The following is a 24,074-nucleotide window of genomic DNA, read 5'->3' as shown; positions in this document are numbered from 1 at the left end:
GGCCGATGCGGGTGGTGATTCAGCGAGTCGTGGCGGCTCAGGTCTCCGTAGGTGGTGAGGTAGTGGGGGCGATTGGTCGAGGCTTAGCCCTGTTAGTCGGGATCACCGCCACGGATACCAGCACCGAACTCGCTTGGATGGTGCGCAAGTGTTTGGGCTTGCGGGTGTTTCCTCGCCCGGACCAGGAGCGCTGGGATCAATCTGTGCAGGACATCGAGGGTGAGCTTCTGGTAGTGAGTCAATTCACCCTCTATGGCGACTGCCGCAAGGGTCGGCGCCCCTCCTTCGATCGAGCTGCTCCGCCGCCCCAGGCCAAGATTCTGTATCAACAGTTTGTCGAGCAATTGCGTCAGAGCGGGCTGCGGGTAGAAACGGGAGTATTTGGGGCCATGATGCAGCTCTCTATCCAGAATGATGGACCCGTGACACTGCTACTAGAGCGGGAACATGATCCTGGCTAGTGGCCGGGAATCGCTTAGACGACCAAAGCCTCAAGTCCCGGGCGCATCGCTTAAGTCTTCGCTAATCTAAACGGGCCAAGACATAGACGCATCTACTGCCACCGCCACGAAGCTTTGTGCGGTGATGAGCCAGTAGCCTCCCCGGCCTCGGCGGACAGGCTAGCATCATATAAATCAGGCTTTGTTTACATTCTATAAGTATATCTTTGGTTTATATATTAACTTCCAATCACTCCCCTAGATGACAAATAGGATTGCTAAAGTAAAGAAACATTTAGTAAGTTTGCGAGGTTGTCACAGCTCCTATGCCCAGTGGCGTCCCCCCATCTCTACGTCAATCGTTGCAGGCCCTGATGCGGCCATTCACGCCTGCTAGTGCCATCCTGTTCTGTGACTTCGATGGCCCCTTAGTGGATGTGGCAGATCGCTATTACGCCACCTACTGCCAGGGACTGTCGGATACCCAGGTTCACTTTGCTACTACAGATGGGCTACTGCCGGTGCATCGGCTGAATCGAGAGCAGTTCTGGCGGTTGAAGACGAATCGGGTGCCCGATCCTAAGATTGCCGCCTGTTCAGGCTTGCAGGGAGAGGCGGTGGTGTGGTTTTTGGCCCGGGTACGAGAGATTGTGAATGAGCCGGCTCTATTGGCTCATGATAGGCTGCAACCCAGTGCCAGACAGGCGCTGCGATTGTTACGCTCCCATGGCATTCAGGTGGTGATCGTCACCCTGCGCCAGTCTACTCAGGTGGCAGAGTTCTTGCGTCGGCATCAGCTCGATTGGGCTATTCGAGAGATCTACGGTGCCGTGGATTCCCAAGCTGCCTATGCTAACCATGCGGACCACAAGATTCGGCGCCTCCGAGATGCGATCGCAGATCAGGGTCGTCAAGGTCAATCTCTGAACACTGCTTGGATGGTTGGTGATACCGAAGCGGATATCCTAGCGGGCCAAGCTGCCCAGCTGACCACCATCGGGCTTACGTGCGGTGTTCGCAATAGGCTCTATCTACAGAAATTTCAACCCGACCATCTGCACCAAGATCTCTGGTCAGCCGCTCGATGGGTCAGCCGCTGCCACCAACAAGCTGTCCCCACGAACAAGTCTCTCCGCTACTCCTTACCCCAATCACTCAGCTAAGCCAACGATCCCTCATGCAGTTCCTGCTGGTAAACTCTTGTGGTTACCAATTAGCCAGCATCAGGCAATCCATGAGCTTGCCACCAGCGATTCAGGGGATAGTAAAGCGCAGGAGCCCATACACTACTTAAAATGGCCGAACTCAGCGATATCCGCTGATGATACAACCAAATCTCCGAGAGGGCAGGAAACAGAGAATCAGGCTGAAACAGCCTATGGAGACTGATTTGAACTGCCATGGCTGTCTCCGCGATCACAGCCATCCCAAACACAATCAGCGCTACCGAGACGATATCCTCTTGAATAAACCGTTGCTTCTGTAACTGCCCGGTCAAGACACCCACTATCACTAACCCTAGGGTGTGGGTAGGAAAATCAGCCGTCATCGCATCCTGCAATAATCCCAACACCAATCCAGCCACAGCCCCCTGAAAGGCCGATCGCTTCACACTCCAAGCAACCACCCAAATCAAGAGCCAATTCGGGGTTACTCCCAGTAACTCCATACCCGGTACGCGCACCGGTAGTAGAAACAAACAACCACACACGGAGGCTACGGTCAGGGACCAATTCAACAGTCGCGACTTCCAAACAGCCGTGGGGGATTGTGGGAGTGTAGAGGTCATGGCTGAGCCGACTCTTCTGAGAGGGGATCAGCCATCGGATCAAACTCGTCCTCGGCGGGGGAAAATCGATGAACCGTCACCCATTCCAGCTGGTTGAGAGGTGCCGAGAGCTTAATCACAGCTTCAGGGGCAGGGCTCTTATTGAGATCCAGCGACTCAATTCGACCGATGGGGACATCAGCCGGAAAGCGATGGCTGTAGGCAGAGGTGGACACTACATCCCCCACCTTCACATCTAAAGACTTATCAAAAAATTCCATCACCACTCGCTCGCCAGATTTGCCACGGATATAGCCCATGACCCGGCTGCGGCTCACGGTAGCCCCGACGCGACTGGTGGGATCACTAATCAACAAGACTTGACTCGTATGGGCTGATACTTGGCTGACCCGTCCCACCAATCCTCCCGGTCCGGTGACGATATAGCCAACATTAATACCATCGCGCTGCCCTCGATTTAAGGTGACTTGCTGCCACCAATAATCAGCGCTACGACCAATAACAGCGGCAGGAATCCCCCGAGACTGAAGCGACCCGTTATAGTCCAGCAGATTTCGCAGGGAGCGATTTTGATTCTCCAATTCTATGATGCGTTGCTGTAACTCCAGCACATAGCGATCTTGCAAAACTTGCTCACTTGGAAGACCAGGCTGCAGAGGCTGAGTGATCCAGCGATAGGCGTCGTAAAGCATGCCTCCCTCCTGCTGCCGCACAGCCCAAGCAGTGCCTACAGCAAGCACAATAAGTCCTGCCTGAAGGGCATGTCGATTCCACCACCGACGCAGCGCAAACATAGCCATTGTTTAGGATCACTACAAGCCAGAGCGGCCGCTAAAGACTCGCTCTAGCTGGCTGAAGTTCTCTAACACACGCCCTGTTCCCAACACTACACAACTCAGAGGATCAGGAGCAACGTGGACCACAATTCCCGTCTCATGGCTGATCAAGGTATCGAGGCCCATCAACAGAGCCCCTCCTCCAGCCAACATAATGCCTCGATCGATGATATCCGCCGCTAATTCAGGAGGAGTTCGCTCTAGGGTGCGCTTTACTGCCTCAATAATGACCGATAAAGGTTCGGCCATGCTCTCACGAATCTCACCGCTCTTGACCGTTACAGTACGGGGCAAACCAGACAACTGATGCAGACCCCGCACATCCATCGACAGGTCACTATCATCGGGAGCAGGGTAGGCAGAACCGATACGAATCTTAATTTCTTCGGCCGTACGCTCACCAATCACGAGATTGTGGACCTTCTTCATATACTGAGAAATCGCTTCACTGAGTTCGTCCCCAGCCACCCGGACCGACTCGCTCAACACGGTGCCCTGCAAGCTCAGTACTGCGACTTCAGTGGTACCTCCACCAATGTCGATAATCATATTGCCTGTGGGTTCAGCCACTGGCAAACCAGCCCCAATGGCAGCGGCAACCGGTTCATCAATCAAGTAGACAGTGCGAGCGCCAGCTTGTTGAGCCGCATCCATCACGGCTCGCCGCTCTACCCCGGTGACACCACTGGGAATACCAATCACAATGCGGGGAGATACCAGGGTCCGGCCTTCATGAACCTGACGGATAAAGTGCTTGAGCATGAGCTCAGCGGTATCGAAATCGGCGATTACCCCGTCTCGTAAGGGCCGTAGCGCCACAACATTGCCGGGGGTTCGGCCCAACATTTGCTTAGCTTCTTCGCCAACCGCCAACGGCTTTTTAGAGGCCTGGTCCATGGCTACGACAGAGGGTTCCTGCAAGACGACCCCCTTGCCAGATACATACACCAGAGTATTGGCTGTTCCCAGGTCAATACCCATGTCGCGAGAGAAAGAAAATCGGTCAAACAGAGCCACTAGCCTATATGCCCCCGAATGCGAAGGGAAGGGAAAATCTGTCGATGTGGATTCTATTACGTTTCGTATCAGGCCGTCTAGTCAACCTCTAGCCTTTATTTAGAGAAAAACATGGTTCAATTGTCTGTAGCACTGCTCTCAAGATGCTCTCAAACACTCAAACATTTAGAGAGATTCCCTAGCCGATGAGTTCCCAGGAATTCGCCGAGCCTCAGTCCAGACTAGAGGTTTTACCAAGGCGAACCCCAGATCCAAGCCTGACCTTGATGGATAGTAGATATAGCGCTGGCCAGTCAGCTTAGGACATGGTTGATCGTCCAATAGCCCAGTCTAGGGGGCTGACTGGCTCGCCACCGCACAAAGCATGGTGGCGGTGGCTATATTAGGATTGATTTCATTCACGGCCAGTACAGTTCCCCTGGCAAGATGTCACACTAGGATAACGCTAGCCAGACAGCTTCAGGGGGGTCAGCATCGGCCAATAGCCGCCCTTAGACAGTTATCTGGTAGACAGTTATCTGGTAGACAGCTACTAACGCTTGAGACTGGTCCTGGCAACCCGGTCATTCCCCTTGGATTACCCCTAGATAAGCCTATGAGTATTAATGTCGTTACCCTGGTCGGTCGCGCTGGCAGAGATCCCGATGTGAAATATTTCGAGTCGGGCAATGTCGTCTGCAATTTGACCTTAGCGGTACGCCGCCGCTCCCGTAACAGTGATCAACCTGATTGGTTTAACTTGGAACTCTGGGGTCGTGACGCCGAAATCGCCGCTAATTATATCCGTAAGGGCAGCTTAATTGGCGTCAATGGTTCCTTAAAGTTTGACCACTGGCAAGATCGAACGACTGGTGTACCACGCTCGCGACCTGTGGTTCGCGTGGATCGGCTAGACCTGTTAGGCTCTCGGCGGGACAACGAGACTGCTGCTAATAGCTACAACTATAGCGACGACGAATTCTAAACACAGCTCACCTAGGTCTATCGGCAGAGAGCAATCCAGCTAACTTTAGTGGCGTCACCCAGTTATTGTTAGGCCTCTAGGCTCCAGGTTGGATGAGGCAAGATCCGTACCTTGCCCTGACGAGGCAGGGTTAGGTCGCTGACGCAGTCCATACCATTCAGGGCAAGATGTTGCCTTAATAAGGCTTGAGCCTCTTCCCAGGAGGCCAGACTGTAATTAATCCGATAGAGATAGGGTTTTGGGCGTCCCTCGGGATGGGCTGCCATTTCCCATAGACTCAGTCGATATCCGCTGGTGTCGTTTGTAATCTGATAATGGAGGGTGTGCTCGCTGGCAAAGGCATACATGGTGCTCGTCATCAATGTTATTAGTTGCTAACCCGCAGGCTGAGCACCCTGATTTAAACTTAGAGAGACGATTAGCGACTGACGATCATCTACAGGTCTCTAGCAAATGCCATGAAATTGGGGGCAGTTGTGCGCCAGATAGCTCTCTAGCTTTAGCGCCAAATGACTGTCTTCAGCTATCTGGCCAACACTGCACTCAACTATCTTGATGCGGCCATCTACGTTTATCTACTATACCGATTCTGATCAGAAAACACCTAGCCGTCACCACGGTTATCGTTGATTAGCCCTTGGACAACCTCAGAGGATATTTGAAAACTCGGCTGAAAGCCCTGCAGGGCAAGCGTTTTAGAGCGTACGACTCTGTTGGCCAGAATCCAGTCTGGAGCAAGGTTGCAGGGTACTTTCCAAATATCCTCTCAGCTAGGTTCGGGAGTCTCTAAGAAGTAGCTGAGGAATTCCGCTGCGGCCAAATCAAGCTAATTCCTGCTAGTCCTATTAACCCTAGTGTTAACCAATTACCCCAGCGCACATAGAGAGTACGGGTCTGGCGTTGGTAGATGGTATGCCGGTGAACCGTATAAGTATTCGGCTGGGAAAGCCAGAGGGTATGACCATGGGGATCCACCACCCCAGATAAGCCTGTATTGGTGGCGCGGGCAGCCCAGCGATCCGTCTCTATGGCTCGCATCAGATCCTGAGCATGGTGCTGAGCCATCATCCCAGAGGGATAGGGATCATTGTTGGAGGCAGTGAGAATAAATCGTCCCCCTTGAACCGCCTGGCGCCGAAATTGGTGGCCGTAGACTGATTCGTAACAAATACCGACGATGGCAGGGCCAAAGGGAGTCTGGAAGCGTTGATCTGGGGAACCTGGTACCAGATAACTCTCGAGAGGCGACAGTCGATTAATCAGCTGGCTGAGTATGGATTCCAGGGGAATGTATTCACCCAGAGGTACCAACTTCACCTTGTCGTAGCGACCCGTGACCTGACCATCTCCGGTGATGGTTAGCAGGCTCTGGGCCAGATGCTCGTCGGCCACCGGACCAAAGGCTCCTAGCCAGAGCGGCACCTTGAGCTGCCGTACAGCTTGATAGAGATCGGTGCGCTGGGAAAAGTCAGTTCCCCAAGCAAAGGGAAGTGCCCCTTCTGGGGTGAGCACTGCATCTACCCCAGCAGTCGCAAGAGTGCGATACCCCTCGGCATAGCGTCTCAGTGCCAGGCGAACCCCAGCTGGGGTGAGCTTAATTCGAGTTGGCACGTTGCCTTGAATAATGCCAACTTCGATGGCATTGTGAGCGGTATCAGCCAGGGGTTGACGATAGAGTCCCCAGCCGATGGCATGGCTGCCGATAAGCAGTGCTAGGACAGCTAGGCCCAGGACATGGCGACGGTTCCGCTGCTGGTGCCAGATCTCTGCCAAGCAACCGTTAACTGCCACGATGACAGCGGTGACGGTAAACTGACCGGACAACCGCCCTAGGTGCAAGATCCAGAGATTACCAGGGCTCTGAGTAAACGATAGCGATGTCCAAGTGAGGGGACTCGCTGACCAGAGGCTCTCTAGAAGACACCATAGCCCTACGCCCAGTAGCAGTCGGGTGACAGTAGGGTAGTAGCGATGACACCAAACCATGGCCAGGGACCAGACCATGACCAGAATTGCTCCCCAGAGAACAATTGCTCCCCAGGCAAATAGCGCAATGCCTAGACTGCCTAACCAAGGAACTCCCATCCAGGTCAGGGGATGAAGATGAGTAATCCAGGCCAGGGCAATACCATTGTAGGCCATCCCCCAAATGCTCCCGTACCGCAGGGCGCGGCCATAGGTTGTCTGCGGTTGGGCGAGCAGTCGCCACAGAGGAACTAATGCCAGCCAGGCTAGGGGCCATAGCCCCAAGGGAGCGGGAGCCATGGCCATAAGAACGCCCCCTAGGGCTGCCAACAACCAGCCCCGGCCAGGAGTGAGCCCATAGGATGTCAGGAGTTTACCTAGGGAGAGCACTGTGGTCATGGCCAGATCAATCCCGAAAGCAACATCATCGGCGGAGATCCGCCCTTCGGTAAGGAGGGATCTCACCCCTCACCCCGGCCACATCCCTTGGCACTATAGGGAAGTAGTCGTCAATCCAGCTGTATTATGCGATCCCCCATCCAGTCCTTTTATACCTGGTATCGCCAGGTGCTGCGAAACAGTAGATTTCGCTGGCTCTTAATTGTAGGCACTGTGCTGTACCTGCTGAGCCCGATTGATATTGCCCCAGATATCATCCCTATTGTGGGCTGGATTGATGATGGTTTGCTCATAACTCTATTGGTCAGTGAACTCTCCCAGATGGCTATGGACTGGCTTGGGCGCTCCACCCAGACCAGGCCTCAGGAGAAGTCAGACGGACCAGTGATTGATGTGACTGCCCGTGAGAATTAGTGGAGTAGGGCTATGGCTGTTAAGAAGGATCCCCAACCACCGCGGACGCGCCAAATCCTCAATATCGTATTTATCGTGTTGAGTGGTTTGTTAGTCCTGTCATTGTTCTTGCCGAGTAATTTCAGCACTCAGATTCCTCGGGAACCCTATAGCATGTTTATCCACCGGGTGCAGGACCATGAGGTGCTGCGGGCATCGGTGGGTCAAGATGAGATTCGCTATCAGGTGCGCGATGACCAGGGCAACCCCGGCGAGGTCTACGCCACTACCCCGATTTTTGATCTGCAATTGCCTAATTTACTCGAAGAGAATGGGGTTGAATTTGCGGCGGTGCCTCCTCCTAAGAATCAATGGTTTACCAACTTGCTGGGCTGGATTATTCCCCCATTGATCTTCGTGGCGGTCTGGCGCCTATTCTTGGCCAGAGGAGGTGGTACTCAGGGGGCATTGTCTATCGGCAAAAGCCGGGCCCGAGTGTACGTGGAAGGGGAAACGGCCAAGATAACATTTGATGATGTGGCTGGAGTCGACGAGGCCAAGGCGGAGTTGGTGGAAATTGTCGACTTTCTCAAGACGCCAGGGCGATTTACTCAGTTGGGGGCACGCATTCCCAAGGGAGTATTGTTGGTGGGGCCCCCAGGGACGGGAAAGACTCTATTGGCTAAGGCTGTGGCTGGAGAGGCTGGGGTCCCTTTCTTCAGTATTTCTGGCTCAGAATTTGTGGAGATGTTTGTGGGGGTTGGTTCGTCGCGGGTTCGAGATCTATTTGAGCAGGCTAAGAAGCAGTCTCCCTGTATTATTTTCATCGACGAGTTGGATGCCATCGGTAAGTCGCGTAGCACTGGCGGTTTCTATGGGGGGAACGATGAGCGGGAGCAGACGCTGAACCAGCTCTTGACGGAAATGGATGGATTTAATGCCAGTGAGACGACAGTTATCGTGCTGGCAGCTACGAACCGGCCCGAGAGCCTAGATCCAGCGTTGCTGCGACCAGGGCGCTTTGACCGTCAGGTGTTGGTAGATCGGCCTGATTTGAGAGGGCGAGAAGCGATTCTACACATTCATGCTCAGGGGGTGAGACTGGCGGAGGATGTCGAGCTGAGAACCGTTGCCATGCGCACCCCTGGGTTTGCTGGAGCCGATTTGGCCAATTTAGTGAATGAGGCGGCCCTGTTGGCAGCCCGCCATGGGCACACAGCAGTGACCCAGTCTGACTTTGACGAGGCCATTGAACGGGTAATCGCGGGGTTGGAGAAGAAGAGCCGGGCGCTGAGCGATCGAGAAAAGCGGATCGTAGCCTATCACGAGGTGGGTCACGCGTTGGTAGGGGCGGTGATGCCGGGCACTGACCGGGTAGAAAAGATTTCGATCGTGCCGCGGGGCATGGCGGCTCTAGGCTACACGTTACAGTTGCCGACGGAGGAGCGCTTTCTGCGGGATGAGATGGAGCTGAGAGGGCAAATTGCCACCTTGTTGGGAGGTCGCTCAGCTGAGGAATTGGTATTCGGCAGGGTAACGACGGGGGCTGCTAATGATCTCAAACGGGCTACAGATCTAGCGGAACAGATGGTGACCAGCTTTGGCATGAGTAAGGTGCTGGGACCTCTGGCCTATGATCGCAGCCAACGGGGTCAGTTTCTGGAGGATGGGTTGGCTAATGTTCGTCGTGCGGTGAGTAATGAGACGGCCAAGGCGATTGATGCCGAAGTCAAGGGGCTGGTGGAGCAGGGACATCAGCAGGCCTTGGCGATCTTGCAGGCCAATCATGCTTTGCTGGAGACGGTGGCTGAAACGCTGCTGGCCGATGAGGTGATTGAGGGTGAGGCTTTGAAGCAGTTTTTACAACGGGTGCAGCCTCCTGATACGACCGCGGTGACAGTTGCTGGGCCAGCGATGGCTCAGGTGCCGCAGTAGGCAATCAGATCGATCTCAACGTCGCCATAGCCAGCTAGGGCGGTCACGCCGACGGTGGTGCGGCTGGGCAAATACCCGGCGGTGAAATAGCTGGCATAGATGTGAGGGTGATGAATTCCAGCACGGGTGCGTTTCTCGGAAAACTAAACCAAGGGGATCGAGCCAGTGGGAAAGTGATGTAGTGGACAGTACGGCGATGCCTGCATGGTCAACTGCAGGTGCTGGGAATGGCTGTTACGCCCAAACTAGGGAGTGATCTTTGGTTGTCTTCAGGAGGGACTCAATAGCGAGGTATCGATGGATCGACCTGACAGGCGTAGGCATCGATGCCGCCACTAAGATTTTTCACGTTGGTAAAGCCCTGCTGCACGAGCCACTGGCACATGCGAGCAGAGCGCGTGCCGTGGTGACACATGACAATGGTTTCTCGCTCGGTCTCAAAGCGTTGGTGGATCTGGGCGGCCCAGTCCTGGTATTGGCTCAGGGGCAGTACCTGGAAGCCCGGCAGAGATGCGATCGCAACTTCATCAGGTTCCCGCACATCGATCAACTGCAAGGTTTCAGCCTCAGACGGTAAACGCCGGGCCAGAGCGTCCACATCAATGGAGTCAAACGGTAACGTCATCACTGGTCACTAGAACAACAGAGCCATCATACCGTCAGCGGCAAAGGCTAGATGGCTAGCCTGGGGTTGAGGTCGGTAATGCTCCCTGCATCCCCGTCAGCCAGGTAGTGAGATTCTCCAGCTGCTTATCCGGTTTCAGCACCCCTAGTCCCCGCACGATCACCTTGCCCGGGGCATAGACAAAGCGGGGCCTTAGATGGCTAGGCAAGCCTTCCTGCAGTCGCTTCCAAGCCGGTTCCTCCATCGGCGTTTCCATCACCACATGTTGTTTGCCTTCCGGCTTAATCCGGGCAAAGCCCAAACTCTTAGCAATCTGCTTCAACGCTAGCACCCGAATTAACTGTTCTGTGGCGTGGGGAATTGGCCCATAGCGATCACTCAAGTCTGCCACCAGTTGGGTCAACTCCACCTGACTGCTAGCTGCCGCCAAGGAGCGATAGGCACTCATCTTCTGCTCCAGCTCCGGAATATAGTTACTGGGGATAAAGGCCGTCACCGGCAGATCCACCTGAGTATCCTCCACCTGAGGAATTTCCTGACCCCGAATCTCAGCAAAGGCCTCCTCCAGCATATCGGTATACAGATCAAAGCCAATGGCATCCATCTGACCCGACTGCTCTGCCCCCAATAAATTGCCGACCCCCCGAATTTCCATGTCTCGCAGGGCCAATTGATAGCCCGATCCCAACTGGGTAAATTCCTGAATTGCCCGTAGCCGCCGTCGTGCCTTCTCCGTCAGGGCCTGTTGCCGGGGATAGAACAACCAAGCATGGGCCTGAATCCCGGCTCGCCCTACTCGCCCCCGCAGCTGGTACAGCTGGGACAGGCCGAAGCGGTGGGCATCTTCCACTAGGATCGTATTCACCCGAGGAATATCCAGCCCCGACTCGATGATAGTGGTACACACCAGGATATCGGCCTCCCCATTGCTAAAGCTGAGCATGGTGGATTCCAATTCCCCCTCCGGCATCTGCCCATGGGCTAGGGTCAGCCGCGCCCCTGGCACCCACTGCCGCAACCGCTCCAGAATCTCCTCGATGCCCTCTACCCGGGGGACAACATAGAAGACTTGTCCGCCCCGGTCTAGCTCCTGGCGAATGGCGGCCCGCACCGCCTCCGGGTCATAGGGAGCAAGATGGGTCTTAATCGGACGCCGAGACGGCGGTGGGGTAGTAATCAGGCTCATCTCCCGCACCCCAGACAGAGCCATATAGAGGGTGCGGGGGATCGGGGTGGCGCTAAGAGTAAGCACATCCACCTGAGCTTTAAGGGTCTTGATCTTTTCCTTTTGGTTGACGCCGAAACGCTGTTCCTCATCTACCACCAACAAGCCCAAGTCCTTGAACTTGACTCCTTTCCCCAACAACTGGTGGGTACCCACCACCACATCGAGTTCCCCCGTGGCTAGACGCGCTAAGATGGCTTTCTTTTCTTCGGCGGTGCGAAAGCGGTTCAGCAGTCTCACCTGGATCGGATAGGGGGCAAACCGTTCCTTCAGGGTGTGGTAATGCTGTTGGGTCAGAATCGTCGTGGGCGCCAGCAGAGCCACTTGCCGATGGGCCGTCACCGCCTTGAAGATGGCTCGCAGGGCCACCTCGGTCTTGCCGAAGCCCACATCCCCACATACCAGTCGATCCATGGGACGAGGGCTCTCCATGTCCCGCTTCACATCCTGCACCGCCTTGAGCTGATCCGGAGTCGGCTGGTAGGGAAAGGAATCTTCCAATTCCTCCTGCCAAGGCATATCTGCCGGATAAGCCACCCCTTCCAGTTTGGCTCGTTGGGCATAGAGCTTCAGTAGGTCGACCGCCACCTTCTTAATTGCCTTGCGGGCCTTACCCTTGGTCTTCTCCCAGGCTTTGCCCGACATCTTGTTCAGGGTGGGGGCGCCTTCACTCGTGGCCCGGTAGCGAGAGAGGGCGCCGACTTGATCAGCGGCCACTCGTAGCAAGCCGTCGGCGTATTGAATCACCAGGTATTCGCGGGTTTCCTGGCTGACAGTCAAACTCTCTAGCCGTAGAAAGCGACCGATGCCATGGCTGCGGTGGACCACATAGTCCCCCGGCTTCATCTTGTTGGGATCCACCTGCTTCGAGGCGGCCCGCCGTCGCTTGCGCACATAGCCTGGGGTGGCCAGGGTGTGTTGACCAAAGAATTCTCGGTCGGTGACTACCACCATCCGAAAGGTAGGCAGGATGAAGCCTTCTACCTCGGCCAAGCCAGAATACTTCACGGCGACAGGGGTATGTTGGCCCTGGAGTTTGTCGATGGCCCCATAGTCGCGGGGATTGGGAATAAACTGAGCCGGACAATCGTGCTCCTGCAGTAGGGAAACAGAGCGCGAGGGTTGAGCCGATAGGAGCCAGATGGCAAAGGTGCGATCGCGTTGTTGCCGAATCGTCTCCGCCAACTTGCCAAATTGATGGGGAATGGCCGGTACCGGTCGACTCGCCAGGTTAAAGCCATGGCCCTCTTCAGCGATCTCTGACAGGTAGAGATGCGGGAAAATCTCTAGATCCGCCAAGACATTATCGAAGCAACGGTGGAGTCTTGGCGGAGACAGGGGTCTAGCCGCCTGGTCTAGATCTTGCCAGTGTTCCTCCACATGTTCCAGCCACTGCTCTCCGTGAGCGCGACACTGATCTGGCTCATCCAGGGCAATGACCGTATTCTCAGGCACATAATCCAGCAGCGACGCCACCCTAGGAAAGGCCAACCCCAGCCATCGTCGCAATCCCTCAGGTCGTTGTCCTTGGGCCAGGGCATCTTGCTCGGCCGATGAGAGCACAGCAGTTACCTTCCCCTGCTGCTCTAACCCATCCAGGATAATGGGAGCATAGTCTGTCGGTGTCAGTACCACCTGAGACACTGCATCCAGAGATCGTTGGCTGGCTGGATCAAACTCTCGCAGTCTTTCCAGGTCATCGCCAAACAGTTCCAGGCGCACCGGTAACTCCGAAGCCACCGGAAATACATCAACAATGTCTCCCCGGCGAGCCCATTGTCCTTCCATCTCTACCGTAGACACCTTGTCATAGCCCAATCGAGCTAGGTGTTGACTCAACTGCTTTAGATTCAGCTCCTGCCCTGCTGCCAAGGTCAAGCAGTAGGTGCGCAGGACCTCCACCGGCGGGAGATGGGGCTGTAGCGCTCGCTCCGTAGCCACCAGGGCAATGGGATCTGTTACTGTCGTCGGCCGTCGCAGTAAATCGGCTAACACCTGCAACTGCCCCCAAGTCATCTCCGACTCTTGATCGAAGGGCTCATAGGGAGAGGCCTCAGAGGTGGGATAGAAATGCACTGTCGTCCATCCCATGGCTTCTAACTGGGCAGACCAGCGCCCCGCCTCTTCCAGGGTGGCCGTCATCACTAGTAAAGGGCTGGAGCGGCTCTGGGCTAGAGCCGATACCACTAATCCCCGCGGCAGTCGAGCTGCTCCAGTCAATCTGAGCCAGGACTGCCGTTGCAGCTTATCGAGGAGATCAGCAGTTAACGGGGAACGCCCCAAGGCGCGAGTAATGGAAGAGAAAGCCATAGATTTGCCAACAGCGCAGCCGAAACAGCCCCAACGACAGCGACTTGGGGATGATGTGGAGTCTTTAACTAATTGTAATGAGAGGAACGGGAGCTAGGAACTCTGGCAAAAGACAAAAATGGGGGAGCAATGCTCCCCCGTTGCCATAATCTAAACCGAAATCAAGTCGATTCAGAGAATACTCTCCCGCAGATACTAGGCTTCCGATGACTCCACCCGGCCATAGAAGAATCCTTGAATCTTTACATCAACCGGCTCATCGGCTCCCAGATCAGTGTCAGAGGGCTGTAGTGCCTCGAAGGTGCCGGCGATTTCACCGGTGTAGCCATCTATCTGAGAAATCTGTAGGGAGATATGACCTTGCCCTACGTCGAAGGCTTTGGTGTTTTCTCGACGCAGTTCTTCACTGTCACTGCGGGCCGGAAGTCCTACTGCTGCGTCATAGCCAGTGGCCAGACCACGACCTCTGGGATCGAGGAAATTAGAGGTGCGGTAGGACGGTACCCGATAATCACCCTCTAAGTCGGTAGAAGTCGTGACGGCTGCCAATCCTGGCTGAGAGTGCGCCACCAGTCCCTTCACTGTAAACAGGAAGGGCTCTTGCTCACCACCAGGTAGTTGTACAGTCGTTGCCTGGAAATCGAAGCCGCCCTTCTCATAGAAGGTGAGACTATCATCATCTTCTTTCACCAGATCGCCAAATACCTGGTCTAGACTCGACGTCTTGCGAGTCAGGATCTTACCAGGAATAAACTCCGCTTCCTTACGCTTACTGGTGGGCTCCTCCTTGATGAAATAGCTAGTGGGTTCCAGGCACATGTCTACAATTTTGTAGGACCGATCCTGCTCAAGGGGGATATCACCACGACGGGTGGACGAAATCTGGGGACATTTATTCGCCAGCCCCGTGTCCTTGATCTGATCGTAGGTCAGGGGAGCATCACTCGTTGCGACCGGGCCTTCGCTGCAAGCCGTCAAGACACTCAGGCAGAGAGCCAAGAACGCAACTAATAGGGCACGATACCTCATGGTCAACCTCAAATCGATATAAAAAATCTCTGTCAGCGTAGGTATTCAATCAATGGAAATATGGCTCTGACATGCGGTGAAGGGGTAAGCCTGGCTTCGAGTGAGAATGGAGAAGACACCATGCCATGACCTAACATAAATCCAGCAGCCGCTAAGGCTGGCATAATCTGAGTTTATGCTGAGACTAGGCTATGGCTGAGTACCTTCGTAAACACCCTTGACCTGAACTTACCCAAATGCAGTTAATGGACTATCGACCTAGCTTCCGCCAGGGACAACTGTCGAGGGCAGATCCTCGAGACAGTCTCTAAAGCATGGTTGAAGTTGACTTCAACAACCCTCCTCTTACCAAAATGGATGAAGACTTGACAGAGCCTCAAGTAAGCATTCTACATGGCGTTGTGACTATTCGGGCTGTCTATTCCGGTTGCTCCAGCCTGGCTCTCCCATCTCAGCGTTTCAATTCCCGGCCCGTCGTTGGCGGACAATGCCTAATCTATCGGGCCACAATAGAACTTGCACTAGCAAGATCAAGGGCTAATGCCAACTGTAAAGCCCTGATGATGCTAAGCATTGACGGGGCTCCAACTGGGGCTATGCCAGTAAAGTTGAGAAGTACTGAGGGAGCTAATCCCAAGCCATGAGCGATCGTCTCCAGTTCAACCTCGATCACGCCCTACCTGCTGATTTGCAACAAATTGTTGAGCAAGTCGAAAAAACTGCAGCGGCTCACCGAGGAGATAGTCTCGCCCTGCTGCAACTTCTACGGCTATTAGAGGGGCTTCACCGGGATATTCGGGATACTCTATTTCGAGAGGCTTTACCCACTAATCGCCAACGTCTGTATGCCTTCCTACGGGATATTGAAGTCCATGGAGGCTGGCCCTACATCCAGCGCATGAAGTTGCGATCGCTACTGGAGGCCTTTCTGGAAACCGATAGCTGTGAAGAGGAGTCCCCTATTTCAGAATAGCGATGCTAAGCTGAGGCGCAGCCCCTTTGAGCATACGGTTGGTGAACGTCAAACCGCAGTTCCTCTGGTCTTTGAATCGATTCCGCCACTGGTGCCTTCCTCCCTTTATCCTGGGACAAACCGCCCTATTGCTGGTAACTGGGCTGTTTCACCCCACGACTGTGGTGGCGCAGCAGCTGAATCGCTACTGCCAAGTCTCCCAGTCCACTGCTGTCGAGAAGGAAACCTTACGCCGAGCTGCCTTCACTGGAGACGCCGAGGCTAAACAGCAGTATGAGATGACCTGGCAACAGCACGCAGATACCCTGCGTCAGTGTCGCAGCCGTACCTGGCCACGCCAGCAAAGCGTTTGGCTCCGTCTCTATCCCTGTGATTTACAGCCCGGCATTCTAGAGGCTGTCCTCGATCGCATCGTTAACTTGGGCTATAACCAGGTCTACGTCGAGGTGTTTTACAATGGCCAAGTCCTGCTCCCCCAGGCAGATAATCCCACCGTCTGGCCCACTGTCGTCCAAACTCCCGGCTATGAACGACGAGATCTCCTGGCAGAGGCCATTACCAAGGGGCGAGACCGGGGACTGCAAGTATATGCCTGGGTATTCACCCTCAATTTTGGCTTCTCGTACACCCAACGCTCTGACCGGCAATCCGTATTGGCTCGAAATGGCCGCGGCCAAGATAGCCTGACGGCTGCCAATCTAGGGTTGACCAGCAATCCCGACGAGGTATTCGTCGACCCTTATCATCCCCTAGCCCAGCAAGACTACCAGCGCTTCATACAGGCAGTGCTACAGCGGCGTCCCGATGGTGTCCTGTTTGACTATGTGCGCTATCCTCGAGGCACTGGTGCTAATTCAGTGGCCTCAAAAGTCCAGGATCTCTGGATTTACGGCGATGCCTCTCGGCGGTCGTTCTTTCAGCGGGCTCTAAACCGTAAGGGGCGTGAACTCATGCGTCGCTTCCTCAGCCGCGGCTATCTGCTAGAAGCGGATCTGAGCGAGGTCGATCAACTCTTTCCAGAGGAAGGCCCGCCCCTGTGGCAAAGCCGGATGCCTCCCGACGATGTCGAGGCGCAAACCCTAGCGACTCGACGGCTGCAACTTCAAAATGAGCTGTGGCGCTTCAGTGTCGCCCATGCGGTGCAGGGAGTGATCGACTTCTTGGGGCAAATATCTCAGCCAGTCCAACAACAGGGGATTGAAGCTGGAGTCGTATTTTTCCCAGATGGCAATCGTACCGTGGGCAGTGGCGGCTATGATTCTCGTCTGCAATATTGGGATCGATTTCCCAGAACTATGTCTTGGCATCCTATGGCCTACAGCGTCTGTGGCCATACCGGTTGCATTTTGGATGACATTCGTCGGGTCATCAATACGGCTGGGTCAGGCAGTGAGCGCTTTGTAGAACCCGCCCTTGCTGGAGTGTGGGGACGACCTGGCAACAATCGTCCGGCCCTGGAGACTCAGATGGACGCTATTCAGCGGGCCTTACCCCAGATCGATAGCCTCAGCCATTTCGCCTACTCCTGGCAGGATCCCGAATTTGATCGGGTGCGGAAGTTCTGTGAGTTGCGGTAATTGTTAATTAGCAACCTGACCCAGGCGACTGGAGGAAGGTTCTGTGCTTGTGGCTTGCTGAGGCGATTGCTCCTGGGCTGCAATGATCTGGTCTAGCAAATTAGCCGCCCTCATATACTGGGGATCGGCCTCGGTTCCCAATCGTTGGGGATTGTTGAACAGGGTGCGGCGCTCTTGCTCTGACAGAGTAACCACCACATCCGGTGCAATACCCTTACGGCTAATATCGGTGCCATTGGGAGTGTAGTAATGCGCCACCGTCACTGTCAGACCTGAGCCATCGGAGAGTCCATGGAGGGATTGCACTAGGGCCTTACCGAAGGTGGGGCTTCCCACCACCGTGGCTCGATCATTGTCGCGCAGGGCCCCTGTCAAGATTTCACTGGAACTGGCGGAGCGGCCGTCTACTAAGACTGTCAAGGGTAGATCAGTCAACGCAGTGCGATTAGCTAAAATCGACTCCTGCTGTCCATCACGGTCTTGAGTGCGCACAATGGCCCCTCGCTGCAACCACAGTCGGCTAATTTCAATGCTAGCCTGCAGCAATCCCCCTGGATTGTCTCGTAGATCCAGAATAAAGCCCTCGACCTGTTGATCCATCAACGCCTCGATTGCTGCGGCCATCTGTTCGGTGGAGTGGGCATTGAATTCTAGCAGCCGCACATAGCCAAGCCGACGATTGCCTTGCTGAGTGACTCGATATTCGACACTAGAGACTTCTAAGCGGGTTCTGTGGAGAATCAGGGTGCGAGGTTGGCCACCGTTGCGAGAGATGCTGAGGGTGACTTGACTACTGTCGGCTCCCCGCAACAGCTGAGACACCCCTTCTGCCGTCAGGCGCTCAGTCGATTGGCCATCCACCATGACAATATGGTCTCCTACCTGCAGGCCAGCCTCATCAGCCGGAGAGTCAGGGACGACCTCTGTGACTAAAACTGTCTGGGTGCTGCTATCTCGGCGCAACCGCAAGCCAATGCCAGACACCTCACCTGCGGTCTGTTCGGTCAAGGCCGCATATTCCTCGGGCTCGAGAAAGCGAGTGTAGGGATCATCGAGTTGGCGTAGGGCGCCCCTGAGGGCAGCATAGGCTTGCTGCCGTGAGGTGTATTCGCGCCCCAATAGGCGCTGACGGGTAGCTTGCCAATCGACGTGGTTAAAGCTGTTGTCAACGTATTCCCGGTGAACAATCTGCCAGGCTTCATCCAGGGTTACCTTATAGCTGTCTTCGAAGCTATCGTCCATCTCAGCTTGGGCCGGTTCGCCTCCAAGCTGGACGGGGAGGCCCAAGGCTACTATGGCTATAATCAGAGGTTGCCCCATGCGGGTAATAGCGTTGCTGAAGACTGGAGTGGAGGATAGGTGCCGGAGATCAGTAGGAAAAGTCATCTAGGCTGGAATCTATGACGGTGCGGAGCAGTCGCTACAGATACAACTGAAGTTGTCTAAGAGCGGGGGGCTAAGCGATGGAGATTAGTTGCGGGGAATTGGCAACAAATGGCTAAACTGCCAATGTCCTTGACCCAGAGGTGCCCCCGCTCTCTGAGCTTTAGTCTAGCTGACGAACCTGCCAAGTTGGGTGATCTCAATCTAGTTCTAAGATTTTTGACCAGGCCTCAATTGTATGGAGGAAGCATGAGCCAGAGAATCCAGCGACGCTGGCGACGCCGACTGGGGCTAGCTGTGGTGGCTCTATTGGTCACCTGGGTGATGGTGACAGGCTATCGCCTGGTCATGGCAGCTCAGACTCCTGCAGAGGCCACTCTGGTGCTGGGAGGAAGTATTCGCCGGGAAATCTATGCCGCAGAGCATGCCTTACCGCGGCCTTTATTGATTTCTCGCGGCTCGCTAGATCCTTGTATTCGTATCCTATTTGAGCGTGCAGGGGCTGACCTAGACCAAGTTTGGCTGGAGAAATGTGCTGAGTCCACCTTCGAAAATCTAGCCTATAGTCTGCCCATCTTAGAGGAGTGGGGGATGCGTCATGTGCAGTTGATTACCTCTCCGGGGCATGCTCCTCGTGCCTACGCTATGGCGCGGATTCTCTTTGGCAGCCATGGCATCTGGACGACCTTGGAGCTGGTAGAGGAGCAGGGCATCCCTGGTAATCAGGAGAGTTGGCTCAAGACGGGGTTGGATGTTACGCGCAGCGGTCTATGGGCCATCTTGAGCCAGGGATATCATCGCCGTTGCCGTCAGGTGGTTCCACTGGCCTCTGTGGATCTGGTTGCGTGGCAGGCTCGAGGGTTTAAGTGTGAACATCAGGCCGGGATCAATTGAGGCTCTGTTGGGCCATGGTCTGTAAGATTTCGGGGGGGACTTGATAGAAGTAGTGACGCCGAAAGGCTTCTTCCTGCAAAGCCGCTAGGAATGGGCGGATACGACCTGGGGTCAGTGGCTGGCTTCGCTGCTGGATTATGAGCTCAGGTCCTTCCGGCTGGATCGTAAAGCCCATGGTAGTCAGGCAATCGAGGCCAATATCTAGGCTGCGATCGCAAATCTGCAGGCGCTCTAGTAGATGCGATCGCCGCACCGGTTTGCCTACCCGGCTGAGGTATTTAGCCATACCCACCAACATCGTCCAGGTATCCAGGGGAGCGGCAGACGACGGCGGCCCATAGGCCAAAGCTAGGGGCCGCTGCTCAGCGGTAGCCTCCGCCACCAGTGTTGCCACTCCGCCAGGTCTGGGACATTGATCTACCACCAACGTTGTCGATGAGAGGGCAGAGACCATCTCCTGGGACTGGCGCTGGTCCATCAGCATCGCCCCGACGACGGCGGCACTGTCGTCGAGGTCTCTCAACCGGCCTAACCGCCACCAATCGCACCTGATAGCGGCGCGCTTATAGGCATCAAAATCCAACTCCACCAAAGCATCACAGCGCCCTGGGGGGAGCTCGTCTTGGTAATGGCCCCACCACTCCCCCGGAAATCCCTGCTGGGCGGTGTCATCCCACAGCATAAACTCGGTTTTGATATAGCGCAGCTTCCCCCCCTGCAAATCGCGAATATTGCGGTGGCAGCCATTGGTGAACCAGGCCTGGCGCACCAATAGTCGGGGGACTGGGTTCCCCATGCCATAGGGTTCCAGTAACTTCAGCTGCCGAAATAGGGACTTGCCTAACTCGGCCACTGTCACCACCAAATCCACCGGCAGTGGTGGGGCCAGGCTGAGGGGTCCCAACTGCTCCCGTAGCTGCCGATTCAGCGCTGCTGCCAACAGCGGCACATTCTCTGCCGGCAGACTCAGGCCAGCGGCCTGGGGGTGGCCGCCAAAGTGATGCAGCAAATGGCTATGGTCTTGCATCAGTTGATAGAGATCGAGCCCCTGCACCGAGCGGGCCGAGCCCCGGGCCAGCCGTATGGTGTCACTGCCCTCGGGGGGCTCGGGATCCAGTCGTAGCAGTAGGGTGGGGCGACCATAGCGCTGGGCTACCTGCCCAGCCACCAGGCCCAACACCCCAGCGGGCCATTGCTCATTGGCCAAGACGATGGCATGGCTGGTGGCTAAATCTACCGCAGCCAGCTGCTGCTCTACCTGGGCCATCACGTCTCTCTGCAGGGCTTTGCGGCGGCTGTTAGCCAACTCGGCCTCGGCAGCTAGACGTTGGCACTGGTCTGGATCGGGACTGGTGAGCAGTTCCACACAAAAGCTGGCATCGCCATGGATGCGGCTGACGGCGTTAATGCGAGGACCGATGCCAAAGGAAATGTCTGTGGGCCGATCCCCCATCCGCTTGCAGAAGCGCAGTAGGGCGGCAATGCCGGGGCGCCGGGAGTCATGGCCAGGCTGGACATGGCGTTGCAGGTGCTCAATCCCCACTTGAGCCAGATAGCGGCTATCTCCCCGCAACTCCACCAGATCAGCAATCAGGCCAATGGCCACCAAGTCCAATAGGCTTTCGACAGGATAAGTCGGTGGCTCAGGCAGGGCTTGATACAGGGCCTCTACTAATTTGTAGGCTACGGCCACCCCCGACAAGGTCGCTAACGGATGCTGCCATGGCAGACTGCGCGGGTTGATGATCGCCACCACCGGCGGCCGTCGGGGCGGTAGGGTATGGTGGTCGGTGACAATGACATCTAAGCCTAATTCGCCAGCGTAGGTTAGTTCTGCCAGACTGGTACTGCCGGTGTCGCAGGTGACCACAAGGCTACAGCCCCAAGCGGCTAGGGTCTCTAACCCATGACGATTGAGCCCGTGGGAGTCGGTTAACCGATTGGGAATGAAATATCGGAGTTGGTCATGGGGGGTAAAGAGTTGCCCCAAGCCATCCCACAGCACTGCCGTGGCTGTGACCCCGTCGGCGTCGAAGTCGCCCCAGATGGCGACTTTCTCGGTGCGATCGCACGCCTGTAGCAGCCGTTGGACGGCCCATTGCATGTCATCGCCAAAGGCCGCCGCCGCGGTGGGAGCATACTGATGCGGATCGAGAAATCCTCGCAACTGCCCTAGATCCCGGAATCCTCGCTGCCACAATAGCTGGGCGGCGTGACGAGGCGGCGTTGCCGCCGGCCAATCAATGACCTGGGTAACCTGATCCACCCAGGATGATGGCATCGCATCCGTCGCAACAATGGACCAAGCCTGATGACATTCCGCCATGGGTCGACGATAGAGACCAGATGGGCCTTAATCCTAGCAATCTTAGCGATGTTACGAGCTTGCCGTGACTGACCGACAGTATCAGCGCCGGGTCAGTAGCTCTGATCATAGTGTCTGATCATCGTTTTAGAGATCCCACCATCGGGGCTTGAGGCCCCCAAAAATCGAGGCTACGGCATAATCTAACGGCCCGACCTACGGCTAGAATCCCTGGGCCAATATCCTCTAGAATTGGGTGTCTTCACGGGATACTATACTGGCCGTTTGCCGTTGACGTTGGCGTTATTGCTCTGGGTCTTCGGGATGCTTAGGGGCGTATCTTAGCCACGATAGGGGACTGATGCAATAACTCATGGATACCCAACAACAGCCTCTAACGAATGCCCCTGTTAACGGCACCATTTTCTTGATTGACTGCGATCGCAACCATCGCCGTCATATGGCCGAGGTCCTGAGCCAACATGACTACTTGGTCTATGAACTGACCACCGGCCATGACATCTGGCAGCAGATCGAGACCCACGTCCCTGACGTCATCTTCTTAGACATCGAGCTACCTGACATCAGCGGCTACCGCATCTGCCAGCGGCTGAAAGAGAACCTAGACACTCGTCCGATTCCCGTGGTCTTCCTCAGCCGTTTGAGTGATTATCGCGATAAGATCAACGCCTTTGAGGTGGGGGCCGCTGATTTCATCACCAAACCCTGTCATCCAGAGGAAGTGTTAGCCCGGGTGCAGAACCAGTTGTATCTGTACCGTCAGCGTCAGCAACTGAGTCAGCAGAACGCCCTCCTGTTAGATGAAGTGCGAGAACGGACCCAAATAGAGCAAGCCCTGCGGCAAGCAGAAGCCAAATATCGCAGCATTTTTGAAAACTCTACCGCGGGCATCTTTCAAACCACAGAAGATGGCCACTATCTCAGTGTCAATGCGGCTATGGCCCACATCTATGGCTACGGTTCTCCCCAGGAAATGATCGCGACGATTACGACCATTGCCGAGCAAGTCTACGTTCAGCCCAAGCGCCGGCAAGAGCTGATTGCCTACCTGAAGCGCTTTGACAAGATCACCGATGCCGAGTCCCAGGTCTATCGCCAAGACGGCACCTGCTTCTGGATCAGTGAAGACATTTGGAGCGTCCGCGACGACCAAGGACGTTTCCTCTGCTACGAAGGCATCGTCCATGACATCAGTGAGCGTCGCCAGATGGAAGATGAACTACGCCAGCAGCGGCAGCAGGCCGATCGGTTGTTGATTAATATCTTGCCCTATCAGATCGCTCAGCGACTCAAACTTGGCTCCCGGGTGATCGCGGAAAACTTCGATGAAGTCAGCGTATTATTTGCCGATCTGGTGGACTTTACGGCGGCCTCTAGCCAAATGACCCCCCAGGAGTTGGTCAAGTTATTAAACGATATCTTTTCTGCTTTCGACCAACTTGCTGCCGTCCATTCCCTGGAAAAAATTAAAACCATCGGGGATGCCTACATGGTCGCCGCTGGATTACCAGCCCCGCGCTCCGATCATGCGATCGCAATTGCCCGCATGGCCTTAGATATGCAAGCTGCGATTCAACGGTTCCCCCGCCCTGATGGCTCCCCTTTTCAGCTGCGCATTGGCATTAATACTGGCCCGGTAGTAGCCGGGGTCATCGGTAAACGGAAATTTGCCTATGATCTCTGGGGGGACACCGTTAATCTGGCCAGCCGCATGGAAACTACCGGCGAACCGCAACAGATTCAGACCACCGCTGTTATCTATGAACACCTGAAGGAAAGCTTTACCTTTCAACAACGGGGAACCATCGCCATCAAAGGGCGGGGCCCCATGACCACCTACTGGTTAATCGGTGTTAAAAAATAGGGAAAGGGTAGTCACGTCTCCCAGCAGTCTTTGCCGGTTGCAGTCGATCCCTAGAGACTGAAGGGCTGCCGTTGCCTGACCAGATCGATGCACAAAAGCATTTAAAGATAAGATGGTCAATATTTAGATG

General features: G+C 55.3%; 19 protein-coding genes and 1 pseudogene. 9 read left to right on the top strand and 11 right to left on the bottom strand.

All coding sequences use genetic code 11. From position 1 onward, the window contains the following. Positions 1-5: 5 nt before the first annotated feature. On the top strand, positions 6-461 hold the full coding sequence (gene dtd, locus XM38_RS00170; protein ID WP_080805670.1) for a D-aminoacyl-tRNA deacylase: 456 nt from the start codon (positions 6-8) through the stop codon (positions 459-461). 305 nt (positions 462-766) lie between these two features. Continuing rightward, positions 767-1,603, top strand: a complete 837-nt coding sequence (locus XM38_RS00165) for an HAD family hydrolase (RefSeq protein ID WP_080805668.1) — start codon at positions 767-769, stop codon at positions 1,601-1,603. 50 nt (positions 1,604-1,653) lie between these two features. Here the strand turns inward: XM38_RS00165 and mreD are convergent, their stop codons facing one another. Genes mreD through XM38_RS00150 form a run of 3 tightly spaced genes read right to left on the bottom strand, consistent with a single transcriptional unit; the run spans position 1,654 to position 4,082 of the window. Continuing rightward, entirely contained in the window at positions 1,654-2,229 is a 576-nt protein-coding gene (gene mreD, locus XM38_RS00160) for a rod shape-determining protein MreD (RefSeq protein ID WP_088428765.1), read from the bottom strand. Next, entirely contained in the window at positions 2,226-3,029 is an 804-nt protein-coding gene (gene mreC / locus XM38_RS00155; RefSeq protein ID WP_256995494.1) for a rod shape-determining protein MreC, read from the bottom strand. Before mreC ends, mreD begins: the two co-directional genes overlap by 4 nt. A 12-nt stretch (positions 3,030-3,041) precedes the next feature. Next, positions 3,042-4,082 (bottom strand): rod shape-determining protein, encoded by a 1,041-nt coding sequence (locus tag XM38_RS00150; RefSeq protein WP_256995493.1) that lies wholly within the window; start codon positions 4,080-4,082, stop codon positions 3,042-3,044. Positions 4,083-4,677: 595 nt separating this feature from the next. On the opposite strand from XM38_RS00150, the gene XM38_RS00145 reads away from it, so the two are divergent. After that, complete coding sequence (locus XM38_RS00145; RefSeq protein WP_080805660.1) at positions 4,678-5,046, top strand: single-stranded DNA-binding protein; 369 nt, start codon at positions 4,678-4,680, stop codon at positions 5,044-5,046. Between the two features lie 68 nt (positions 5,047-5,114). On the opposite strand, the gene XM38_RS00140 is transcribed toward XM38_RS00145, so the two are convergent. Beyond that, positions 5,115-5,405, bottom strand: a complete 291-nt coding sequence (locus tag XM38_RS00140; RefSeq protein WP_137454971.1) for a hypothetical protein — start codon at positions 5,403-5,405, stop codon at positions 5,115-5,117. A gap of 427 nt (positions 5,406-5,832) precedes the next feature. Beyond that, complete coding sequence (gene lnt / locus XM38_RS00135) at positions 5,833-7,317, bottom strand: apolipoprotein N-acyltransferase (RefSeq protein ID WP_187329541.1); 1,485 nt, start codon at positions 7,315-7,317, stop codon at positions 5,833-5,835. Positions 7,318-7,536: 219 nt separating this feature from the next. On the opposite strand from lnt, the gene XM38_RS00130 reads away from it, so the two are divergent. Both XM38_RS00130 and ftsH read left to right on the top strand, forming a co-directional pair. Beyond that, positions 7,537-7,824, top strand: a complete 288-nt coding sequence (locus XM38_RS00130) for a DUF1232 domain-containing protein (protein WP_080805657.1) — start codon at positions 7,537-7,539, stop codon at positions 7,822-7,824. A gap of 12 nt (positions 7,825-7,836) precedes the next feature. After that, on the top strand, positions 7,837-9,738 hold the full coding sequence (gene ftsH / locus XM38_RS00125; RefSeq protein WP_088428763.1) for an ATP-dependent zinc metalloprotease FtsH: 1,902 nt from the start codon (positions 7,837-7,839) through the stop codon (positions 9,736-9,738). Here ftsH and XM38_RS28495 read toward each other — a convergent pair. The 4 genes and pseudogenes from XM38_RS28495 to psbO form a co-directional block, all read right to left on the bottom strand. Next, a pseudogene (locus tag XM38_RS28495) lies at positions 9,723-9,839 on the bottom strand (RidA family protein); the annotation flags it as partial. The gene ftsH and the pseudogene XM38_RS28495 overlap by 16 nt on opposite strands. A 179-nt stretch (positions 9,840-10,018) precedes the next feature. Further along, positions 10,019-10,363: a rhodanese-like domain-containing protein gene (locus XM38_RS00115; RefSeq protein ID WP_080805655.1), complete on the bottom strand. Its 345-nt coding sequence runs from the start codon at positions 10,361-10,363 to the stop codon at positions 10,019-10,021. Positions 10,364-10,418: 55 nt separating this feature from the next. After that, positions 10,419-13,898, bottom strand: a complete 3,480-nt coding sequence (mfd, locus tag XM38_RS00110; RefSeq protein ID WP_088428761.1) for a transcription-repair coupling factor — start codon at positions 13,896-13,898, stop codon at positions 10,419-10,421. Positions 13,899-14,093: 195 nt separating this feature from the next. Then, positions 14,094-14,927, bottom strand: a complete 834-nt coding sequence (psbO, locus tag XM38_RS00105; protein WP_080805653.1) for a photosystem II manganese-stabilizing polypeptide — start codon at positions 14,925-14,927, stop codon at positions 14,094-14,096. A 640-nt stretch (positions 14,928-15,567) separates the two neighbouring features. Between psbO and XM38_RS00100 the strand changes: the two genes are divergently transcribed. Together XM38_RS00100 and XM38_RS00095 are read left to right on the top strand one after the other, a co-directional pair. Further along, complete coding sequence (locus XM38_RS00100) at positions 15,568-15,900, top strand: hypothetical protein (protein ID WP_080805650.1); 333 nt, start codon at positions 15,568-15,570, stop codon at positions 15,898-15,900. 41 nt (positions 15,901-15,941) lie between these two features. After that, positions 15,942-17,477, top strand: a complete 1,536-nt coding sequence (locus XM38_RS00095; protein ID WP_225889125.1) for a family 10 glycosylhydrolase — start codon at positions 15,942-15,944, stop codon at positions 17,475-17,477. Between the two features lie 3 nt (positions 17,478-17,480). On the opposite strand, the gene XM38_RS00090 is transcribed toward XM38_RS00095, so the two are convergent. Next, complete coding sequence (locus XM38_RS00090) at positions 17,481-18,764, bottom strand: S41 family peptidase (protein ID WP_225889124.1); 1,284 nt, start codon at positions 18,762-18,764, stop codon at positions 17,481-17,483. Positions 18,765-19,109: 345 nt separating this feature from the next. Between XM38_RS00090 and XM38_RS00085 the strand changes: the two genes are divergently transcribed. Next, on the top strand, positions 19,110-19,754 hold the full coding sequence (locus XM38_RS00085; protein ID WP_080805763.1) for a YdcF family protein: 645 nt from the start codon (positions 19,110-19,112) through the stop codon (positions 19,752-19,754). On the opposite strand, the gene recJ is transcribed toward XM38_RS00085, so the two are convergent. Continuing rightward, a complete protein-coding gene (recJ, locus tag XM38_RS00080) occupies positions 19,747-22,080 on the bottom strand; it encodes a single-stranded-DNA-specific exonuclease RecJ (protein ID WP_202978801.1) in 2,334 nt (777 codons plus the stop codon). The two genes, XM38_RS00085 and recJ, sit on opposite strands and share 8 nt — an antisense overlap. A 352-nt stretch (positions 22,081-22,432) precedes the next feature. Here recJ and XM38_RS00075 point away from each other — a divergent pair, with 352 nt between their 5' ends. Next, entirely contained in the window at positions 22,433-23,944 is a 1,512-nt protein-coding gene (locus XM38_RS00075) for an adenylate/guanylate cyclase domain-containing protein (RefSeq protein WP_080805643.1), read from the top strand. Positions 23,945-24,074: the final 130 nt, after the last annotated feature.

Source organism: Halomicronema hongdechloris C2206 (assembly GCF_002075285.3).
Taxonomy (GTDB): Bacteria; Cyanobacteriota; Cyanobacteriia; order Phormidesmidales; family Phormidesmidaceae; genus Halomicronema_B; species Halomicronema_B hongdechloris.
Note: the sequence above shows the minus strand (reverse complement) of the source record. Positions and strands in the feature narration are given on the sequence as shown.

Bases quoted from the DNA above. Each gene is read 5' to 3' on its own strand.
- lnt (WP_187329541.1), bottom strand. From the start codon at position 7,317: ATGGCCATGGCTCCCGCTCCCTTGGGGCTATGGCCCCTAGCCTGGCTG.
- XM38_RS00075 (WP_080805643.1), top strand. From the start codon at position 22,433: ATGGATACCCAACAACAGCCTCTAACGAATGCCCCTGTTAACGGCACC.
- psbO (WP_080805653.1), bottom strand. From the start codon at position 14,927: ATGAGGTATCGTGCCCTATTAGTTGCGTTCTTGGCTCTCTGCCTGAGT.
- recJ (WP_202978801.1), bottom strand. From the start codon at position 22,080: ATGGCGGAATGTCATCAGGCTTGGTCCATTGTTGCGACGGATGCGATG.
- XM38_RS00140 (WP_137454971.1), bottom strand. From the start codon at position 5,405: ATGACGAGCACCATGTATGCCTTTGCCAGCGAGCACACCCTCCATTAT.
- ftsH (WP_088428763.1), top strand. From the start codon at position 7,837: ATGGCTGTTAAGAAGGATCCCCAACCACCGCGGACGCGCCAAATCCTC.
- XM38_RS00085 (WP_080805763.1), top strand. From the start codon at position 19,110: ATGAGCCAGAGAATCCAGCGACGCTGGCGACGCCGACTGGGGCTAGCT.
- dtd (WP_080805670.1), top strand. From the start codon at position 6: ATGCGGGTGGTGATTCAGCGAGTCGTGGCGGCTCAGGTCTCCGTAGGT.
- mreD (WP_088428765.1), bottom strand. From the start codon at position 2,229: ATGACCTCTACACTCCCACAATCCCCCACGGCTGTTTGGAAGTCGCGA.
- XM38_RS00115 (WP_080805655.1), bottom strand. From the start codon at position 10,363: ATGACGTTACCGTTTGACTCCATTGATGTGGACGCTCTGGCCCGGCGT.
- mfd (WP_088428761.1), bottom strand. From the start codon at position 13,898: ATGGCTTTCTCTTCCATTACTCGCGCCTTGGGGCGTTCCCCGTTAACT.
- XM38_RS00100 (WP_080805650.1), top strand. From the start codon at position 15,568: ATGAGCGATCGTCTCCAGTTCAACCTCGATCACGCCCTACCTGCTGAT.
- mreC (WP_256995494.1), bottom strand. From the start codon at position 3,029: ATGGCTATGTTTGCGCTGCGTCGGTGGTGGAATCGACATGCCCTTCAG.
- XM38_RS00145 (WP_080805660.1), top strand. From the start codon at position 4,678: ATGAGTATTAATGTCGTTACCCTGGTCGGTCGCGCTGGCAGAGATCCC.
- XM38_RS00165 (WP_080805668.1), top strand. From the start codon at position 767: ATGCCCAGTGGCGTCCCCCCATCTCTACGTCAATCGTTGCAGGCCCTG.
- XM38_RS00130 (WP_080805657.1), top strand. From the start codon at position 7,537: ATGCGATCCCCCATCCAGTCCTTTTATACCTGGTATCGCCAGGTGCTG.